Origin of the sequence: Pseudomonas sp. G1002, from assembly GCF_013385455.1 — a bacterium.
Classification (GTDB): Bacteria; Pseudomonadota; Gammaproteobacteria; order Pseudomonadales; family Pseudomonadaceae; genus Aquipseudomonas.
The window spans coordinates 65200-72770 of record NZ_JACAPY010000044.1 but is presented as its reverse complement, the minus strand read 5'-3'; the positions used below and the strand labels follow the sequence as shown (position 1 = coordinate 72770).

At 59.8% G+C, this 7571-nt stretch carries 7 protein-coding genes; 3 read left to right on the top strand and 4 right to left on the bottom strand.

The features are described from left to right. Positions 1-63: 63 nt before the first annotated feature. Positions 64-954 (bottom strand): LysR family transcriptional regulator, encoded by an 891-nt coding sequence (locus HX801_RS26945; protein WP_003208253.1) that lies wholly within the window; start codon positions 952-954, stop codon positions 64-66. 101 nt (positions 955-1055) lie between these two features. On the opposite strand from HX801_RS26945, the gene HX801_RS26940 reads away from it, so the two are divergent. The 3 genes from HX801_RS26940 to HX801_RS26930 all read left to right on the top strand — a co-directional run bounded on the left by HX801_RS26940 (position 1056) and on the right by HX801_RS26930 (position 5118). Beyond that, entirely contained in the window at positions 1056-2471 is a 1416-nt protein-coding gene (locus HX801_RS26940) for an aldehyde dehydrogenase family protein (protein WP_177023047.1), read from the top strand. Between the two features lie 195 nt (positions 2472-2666). Next, complete coding sequence (gene mrdA / locus HX801_RS26935; protein ID WP_003208249.1) at positions 2667-4559, top strand: penicillin-binding protein 2; 1893 nt, start codon at positions 2667-2669, stop codon at positions 4557-4559. A 91-nt stretch (positions 4560-4650) separates the two neighbouring features. Next, positions 4651-5118, top strand: a complete 468-nt coding sequence (locus tag HX801_RS26930; protein ID WP_003208248.1) for an SRPBCC family protein — start codon at positions 4651-4653, stop codon at positions 5116-5118. 21 nt (positions 5119-5139) lie between these two features. Here HX801_RS26930 and HX801_RS26925 read toward each other — a convergent pair whose 3' ends face one another. From HX801_RS26925 to HX801_RS26915, 3 genes are all read right to left on the bottom strand, one after another. After that, positions 5140-5727 carry a hypothetical protein gene (locus tag HX801_RS26925; protein ID WP_003208246.1) on the bottom strand — a complete coding sequence of 196 codons (588 nt, stop codon included), beginning with the start codon at positions 5725-5727 and terminating at the stop codon, positions 5140-5142. A gap of 80 nt (positions 5728-5807) precedes the next feature. Continuing rightward, complete coding sequence (locus HX801_RS26920; RefSeq protein ID WP_087695324.1) at positions 5808-6779, bottom strand: cyclase family protein; 972 nt, start codon at positions 6777-6779, stop codon at positions 5808-5810. Between the two features lie 27 nt (positions 6780-6806). Then, positions 6807-7565, bottom strand: coding sequence for an SDR family oxidoreductase (locus tag HX801_RS26915; protein WP_177023046.1), 759 nt, complete (start codon positions 7563-7565; stop codon positions 6807-6809). Positions 7566-7571 lie beyond the last annotated feature (6 nt).

Here is a 7571-nt window from a genome sequence, read left to right as displayed (position 1 = left end):
TTTTGTTTTGCGCGGTCGGAAAACGGGGAGAGAGCTGTTGGCCGTAAAAAAGATCCAGCCTGGTTAAAAGCCTTGCTCCCTGATCAACTCAATCAGTGCCCTTAACCCGGCCGGCACATGGCGCCTACCTGGGTAATAGAGGCGCAAGCAGTCAAAAGACGGCGTCCATTCCTCCAGTACGCGCACTAACGTCCCGTTCGCTAAATCGGCAGCGGCATTCCATTCCGTAAGATAGGTCAAACCTAGTCCCGCCCTGGCAGCCTCAAGCATCAGAGTCGGATTATCCAGGGTCAAAACCCCTTGCACCTCGACAGCAAGCGCTTCGCCATGTCGCTCAAACTCCCAGTGATAGATCGCACCGCTGGGCATCCGGCTGCGAATACACTGATGGGCCCGCAGATCCATGGGACTGACGGGAACTGGGTTGAGAGCAAAATAGTCCGGGCTGCCCAATACCGAAAAACGCTGGGCCGGACTGATATCGACTGCGATCATGTCTTGAGGAACCGTACCCCCGAGCCGAATCCCCGCATCAAACCCCTGCGCGACGATATCCACCAGCCGCCCCTCAGTGACGATATCCAATTTCATCCGTGGATAACGTCGCAGGTACTCCAGCAGCAACGGCATCACCTGCTTTGCCGCCCCCGCCGAGGTATTCAGGCGCAAGGTACCGCTGGGTTCCGCGCTGCGATTTCCTGCCTGTTCCAAGGCCGTGCGAATGCTCAACAGTGCAGGGGTAATGGTTTCGACAAACTCCGCGCCCACTTCAGATAACGACACGCTGCGCGTGGTGCGATTGAACAGCCTCACCCCCATCCGCGCTTCAAGCCCCGCGATAGAGTGGCTCAACGCCGATGTCGACACATTCAACTCGGTCGCCGCTGCACGAAAACTGCGATGCCGAGCCACTGCCAGCACCGCTTCCAACTCATTCAGCCCGGATGTATTCATTGTCCTGAATCGCTCATCAACTCATGCCGATTTGTACGGCTTATCAGCTTAATCATAGTGACTTACCGTAGGACGCACTAGCTCAGCGTCCCGGAGGACCTATGCAATACATCAACCAGATTTACATCAACGGCGCCTTTGTGACGCCCCATGGCGAAGAGCTTTTTGACCTGTTCAACCCTGCAACAGGCCAGCGTATCGGCCAGGTTCGATTGGCAAATGAACAAGACGCCCTGGATGCCATCGCTGCCGCCAAGCGAGCTTTTACCGAGTTCTCCCATAGCTCTAAAGATGTGCGCATCGACTATCTCAAACGCCTTCACGCCGCAGTTGAATCCATTGAAGACGCACTTACCGACGCGATTATCGAGGAGTACGGCGCCCCAATATCCCGTGCGCGGTGGATGGCCAGGCATGCAGCCAGCGTCCTGCAAGATGCCGCTTCAGTACTGGAGAACTACAACTTCTCCCGACGCATTGGCATCGCCGAGGTGGTCATGCAGCCGCTGGGTGTGGCCGGCTTGATCACACCCTGGAACAGCAACGCCGGTTTTATCTGCGGCAAGCTCGCTGCGGCGTTGGCCGCCGGCTGTACCGCCGTGATCAAACCCAGTGAAATGAGCGCAATCCAGACCTCGCTAGTCACCCGCGCGCTTCATGAAGCTGGCTTGCCTCCCGGTGTATTCAACATCGTCACTGGCCGTGGCGAAACCGTAGGCGCCGTGTTGAGCGCCCATCCCGACATCGCAAAAGTGTCCTTCACCGGTTCAACCGCTGTCGGCAAAACAATCCTGCGGACCGGCGCCGAGACCCTGAAGCGCGTGACCCTAGAGCTGGGCGGCAAATCACCGGTGCTGATTCTCGATGATGCGGACCTCAAGACGGCCGTGCCCATGGCCCTTCAGGCCGGTTTCATGAACAGCGGCCAGGCCTGTATCGCCGGCACTCGAATCCTGGTACCCGAAAGTCGTTTGGAAGAAATCGAAGCGCTGATGATCGACGAGGTGGGCAACGTGCAAGCCGGCGACCCTCGTGACCCAGCCACTGCGGTCGGCCCCATGGTCAGCCAAAAACAGTGGGAGCGCGTACAGCGCTACATTCAGATCGGGATCGAGGAGGGCGCCCACCTATTGGCAGGAGGTCGCGGTTTGCCTGAGGGCATCAAAGCCGGGTGGTTCGTAAAACCAACCGTATTCAGCCGGGTGACCAACCAAATGGCCATCGCCCGCGAGGAGATTTTCGGCCCAGTGCTCTCGATCATTACCTACGCAACCGAGGAAGAGGCCCTGACCATCGCCAACGACACACCCTACGGCCTCCAGGCATACATCCTGTCTTCAAATCCCGAACGCGCCCGCAGGCTGGCCAGCCGTATAGACGCTGGCCGAGTGCTGATCAATACCCTGGCCCATGAGCCTCTTGCGCCATTTGGTGGCTTCAAGCAATCGGGTATCGGCCGCGAGTACGGCACATTCGGCCTCGAAGCCTTCCTGGAGCCCAAGTCGATCCTGAGCTGATCGTCAGCATAAAAACGCATGAATAAGGTCAACGGCTCAAACCAAAGTGCATGAACAGGCTCCATTAGCACACCGTTCAGGGAAATCGATGCAAAGTGTTTCTGCATTTTTGGTATGGTGCAGCACATTTTCACAAGGACTGATTTTTCCTCCGCAGGAAGCGGCGTCGACCTTATTCAACGAGATGCTGTAGAAATGCCTGAACCAATACCGATCAAGGATCACGAAAAAGAAAACCGCCTGGTCAACAAGCGGCTGCTGGCCTGCGCGCTGCTGGTAATCGGCATTACCTGCGCCCTGGTAGGTCGGATGTACTTCCTGCAGGTGGTGCAGTACGACTACCACTCCACCATTTCCGAAAACAATCGCGTCCACGTCCTGCCGATCACACCGACCCGCGGCCTGATCTATGACCGCAACGGCGTAGTACTTGCCGACAACCGTCCCAGCTACAACCTGACCATCACCCGCGAGCGCACCACCGATCTCAAAGGAGAGCTGGACGCTATCGTCAGCCTCCTGCATCTGCCCGCCGAGGATCGCGGCGTATTTGATAAGGCGCTCAAGCAAGCCCGTCATCCCTTCGTGCCCGTCACCCTGTTCTACGAGCTGACCGAAGAGCAGATAGCCGTGCTGGCCGTCAACGAATTCCGCCTGCCGGGCGTGGATGTCGAGCCGCAATTCGTCCGCCATTATCCGCTGGGTGCGCACTTTGCCCACTCCATTGGCTACGTAGGCCGGATCAACGAAAAAGAATCCAAAGCCCTCGACTCAGTGGAGTACCGGGGCACGCAGTCCATTGGTAAAACCGGGATCGAGCGTTTCTACGAGTCCGAGTTGCATGGCCATGTCGGCTATGAAGAAGTTGAAACCAACGCCCAGGGCCGCGTCCTGCGGGTGCTCAAGCACACCGACCCGATCCCCGGCAAAAACATCGTGCTGAGCCTGGACGTCAAACTCCAGGAAGCCGCCGAAGAAGCCCTCGGCGACCGCCGTGGTTCGGTGGTTGCTCTCGACCCGGCAACCGGCGAAGTGCTGGCGATGGTCAGCAAGCCAAGCTTCGACCCGAACCTGTTTGTCACCGGCATCAGCTTCAAGGAATACGCCGCGCTGCACGACTCCCTCGACCGTCCGCTGTTCAACCGCGTGCTGCGCGGGCTCTACGCGCCGGGTTCGACGATCAAGCCGGAAGTCGCCATCGCTGGCCTCGACAGCGGCGTGGTTACCGCCCAGACCCGGGTGTTCGACCCGGGCTATTACCAACTCCCGGATTTCGACCACAAATACCGCAACTGGAACCACAGCGGTGATGGTTGGGTGGACATGGACGCAGCGATCATGCGCTCCAACGACACCTACTTCTACGACCTGGCCCACAAGCTGGGTATCGACCGCCTGCACGACTACCTGGCCGAGTTCGGCCTTGGCCAGAAAGTCTCCCTCGACATGTTCGAAGAGTCAGCCGGCCTGATGCCGTCCCAAGCCTGGAAGCGCGCTACCCGGCGCCAGCCTTGGTTCCCGGGTGAAACCGTGATCCTCGGCATCGGCCAGGGTTACATGCAGGTCACCCCGTTGCAGCTGGCCCAGGCCACTGCGCTGATCGCCAACAAGGGCGTGTGGAACCGACCGCACCTGGCCAAGACCATCAATGGCGTGCCGCCGGTGGATGAAAACCCGATGCCCAACGTGGTGCTCAAAGACCCACGCGACTGGGAGCAGGTCAACCACGGCATGCAATTGGTAATGCACGATCCACGCGGTATCGCCCGGGCGGCTGCAGCCGGTGCGCAGTACCGGATTGCTGGCAAGTCTGGTACTGCGCAGGTAGTGGCGATCAAGCAGGGCGAGCGTTACAACCGTCTCAAGACCCTGGAGCGCAACCGCGACAACGCCTTGTTCGTCGGCTTTGCCCCGGCGGAGCACCCGCGGATCGTGATTTCGGTGATGATCGAAAACGGCGAGGCCGGTGGCCGAGTGGCGGGGCCGGTGGTGCGCCAGATCATGGACGCCTGGCTGCTCGATCAGGAAGGCCACTTGAAGCCGCAATACGCGACCCCTGCCAAGGCGCCGGGTGATCCCCACGTTTGACGCCACAAGGGCATGACACCGTCATGCCCTATCCCTTTTCAAAGGTTGCGCATTGGTCGATGTCGCCTACTGTCAATACAGGAGGTGTCTCATGCACGAATCAAATGAAATCAAACGTAAAGTCCTGCTCAACGCTCCACGCCAACGGGTCTGGGAAGCACTGACCGACGCCGAGCAATTCGGCAGCTGGTTTGGCATCGCCCTCAAGGGCAAACAGTTCGCCCAGGGGCGGGCCATTGAAGCCCCGATCACCTATCCCGGTTACGAGCACGTGGTGTGGAAGGCAAGGATCGAGCGGCTTGAACCACAGACGCGGTTCTCTTTCAGTTGGCATCCCTACGCCGTAGACAAGGATGTGGATTACGACGCGGAAACCCCCACGCTGGTGGAGTTCACCCTTGAGGATCACGCCGAAGGCATCTTATTGCGCGTGGTGGAGTCAGGTTTTGACGGGATCCCGGACGTTCGCCGCCAGAAGGCCTACAAGAAGAACTCCCGAGGCTGGGATGATCAGATGAACAACATCGAAGACTATCTGGCGAAATCCCATCAGCCGTGAGCTGATGGGGCGCCGCATTCATCAGCCTTCGTGGGCGGTGCTGATTTCCAGGGTATCGGTGTAGGTCACCAACACGCTTTGGCCGACCTTGAGGTCTTTGAGGCCGGCGCGAATTTCCGGTTTCTCCACGGTCAGCACTTTGCTCTGGCCCGCCGGGTTTTCCAGGGTTACCTGGTTTTTCGCCAGGTCAATGTGGGTGATCTTCAACTGCACCTGTACCTGGCGGAAGGCCGCACCGCCCGGGTTCGGGTTATCCGCGGTGGCGCGCAAGACGCCAGTCTTCTCGGTGGCGTCCGGTGCGCTCTTGTCGATGTCGGTGTCCAGCACGGCGGCGACCGAATGGGTCACCAGCACCTTGACCTGATCACCTACCTTGAGATTGCCCAGGTCCTTGGCCTGGTCGCTGAGCTGCACATGCACCTTGCGGCCTTCGGCACCTTCGAGCACCACCTGATGGTTGGCGGCATCCACCTCCAGCACCTTGGTGGTCACCTCATCGGCTTCCAGCGACTTGGACAACGGGATATCGGCAGCATGTGCCGTCAGGGCACCAGCAGACAGCAGGGTTGCCAGGGCAATTGCCTGGCGAAGAGGGCGCAATACATTCATTGAGTGGACTTCCATGTGAGAGGAGCCTTGAGTCTAGTGGCGCGTTCGCGATTCGCAAATTCGCCACTGAGACGGAACGGCTACTTGATCACCACCGGATTCACCGGTGCGCCACTGCCCCCGACAATCTTCAGCGGGGCGGCGGTGTAGAGGAATTTCCACTGGCCGTCGTCCGCACAATCGGCGGCCAGTTCCTCCAGCAACACGATTTCGGTGAAGGCGATCCCCAGGTTGCGCATCAGCGCGCAATGCAGCGGAATCTGCACCCCGGACACCGGGTCGGTGATCACTTCGTTGGCGATGGTGTCGGTCACCAGATTGGGGATTTCCATCTCGTGGAACCACTCCACAAGCTCCCGGCTGTAGGTCAGCCCCGGCTCCATCAGGTCCTTGAAGAACTCGGTCTTGCCCAGCTCATAAAACGCCCCCATGGACCCGGTGCGGATGATCAGGATGTCACGTTTTTCAATGGTCACGCCCTGGGCTTTGGCGGCGTCGAGCAGGTCCAGGTGGTTGAAGGTTTCGCCCCGGCCCAGGCACTTCTTGCCGCGATGGCGGGCCATGTCGATCAGCACCGCACGGCCCACCACGCCGCGTTCGGCAATCGCCAGCACGCTGGCCTTGGCCATGCCGCCAACGGTGGTCTGGGCGTCGTAGCCGTTCCACAGTTGATTGTCGTACCAGGCGTGGCCGAGGGCGTCGTACTGGGTCGAGCCTTGCAGCTGCATGAAGATCACGTCATCGGAATACGCCGCACCACCGGTCATGTGCGGCTGTTTGCCGAAGTGGTAATGGCTGTGGTCGAGGGTGTTGAAGCGCATCGACGGGTTGCGCGCCGGCCACATCGGGTCGCCGTCGGGGTGGCCGATCTGCACTTGCAGGGTAAAGGTCTTGCCCTGGCGCACCGAGGCCACGCCCCGCAGTACTTCGGCTTCAGTCAGGTAATTGAGGGCGCCGACTTCGTCGTCCGGGCCCCATTTACCCCAGTTCTTTGGCAGGCCTTCAAGCAATTCGCGGGTGTTCGGCTCGTTCTTATTATGAAGATCACACATAGCAATTCCGGTCCCTGTGAGAGTGAGTTACACGCAGCGCCCGCCATCGACTTCAAGGCAAGTGCCGGTGATGAACGCCGCTTCGTCCGACGCCAGGTACAGGCAGGCGTTGGCCACATCTTGCGGGGTGGAAAAGCGCCCCAGGGGAATGGTCGCCATGAATTTCTGGCGGTTTTCCGGGGTGTCCGGTACGCCCATGAATTCGCTGAGCAACGCCGTGGCACCCACTACCGGGTTCACGCAGTTGACGCGGATATTGTCCGGCCCCAGCTCCGCCGCCATGGTCTTGCTCATGACCACCACTGCGCCCTTGCTGCCGTTATACCAGACCAGTCCCGGACGCGGGCGGATCGCCGCCGTCGAGGCAATATTGACGAACACGCCGCCGCCCTGGCCGCGAAAATGCGGCACAAAATGCTTGGCGCTCAAGAAGACGCTTTTGACGTTGACCGCAAACACCCGGTCGAATTCGGCTTCGTCGACTTCCAGCATCGGCCGGTTGCGGTGGGTGGTACCGGCGTTGTTGATGACGATATCCAGGCCGCCGAACTGCTCCAAAGTGCCACGCAGCAGGGCGCCCATGCTTTCATCGTTGGCCACGTTGACCTCGATGAAATGCGCATGGCCGCCGCTTTCGGCGATTTCATTGACCACCCGCTGACCGCCCACGGCGTTCATGTCCGCAACGATGACCTTGGCGCCCTGGCGGGCAAATGTCTTGGCGATGCCCTCCCCAAACCCCGAGCCGGCGCCGGTGACGATCGCGACTTTATTGGCTAAACGCATGGTGTG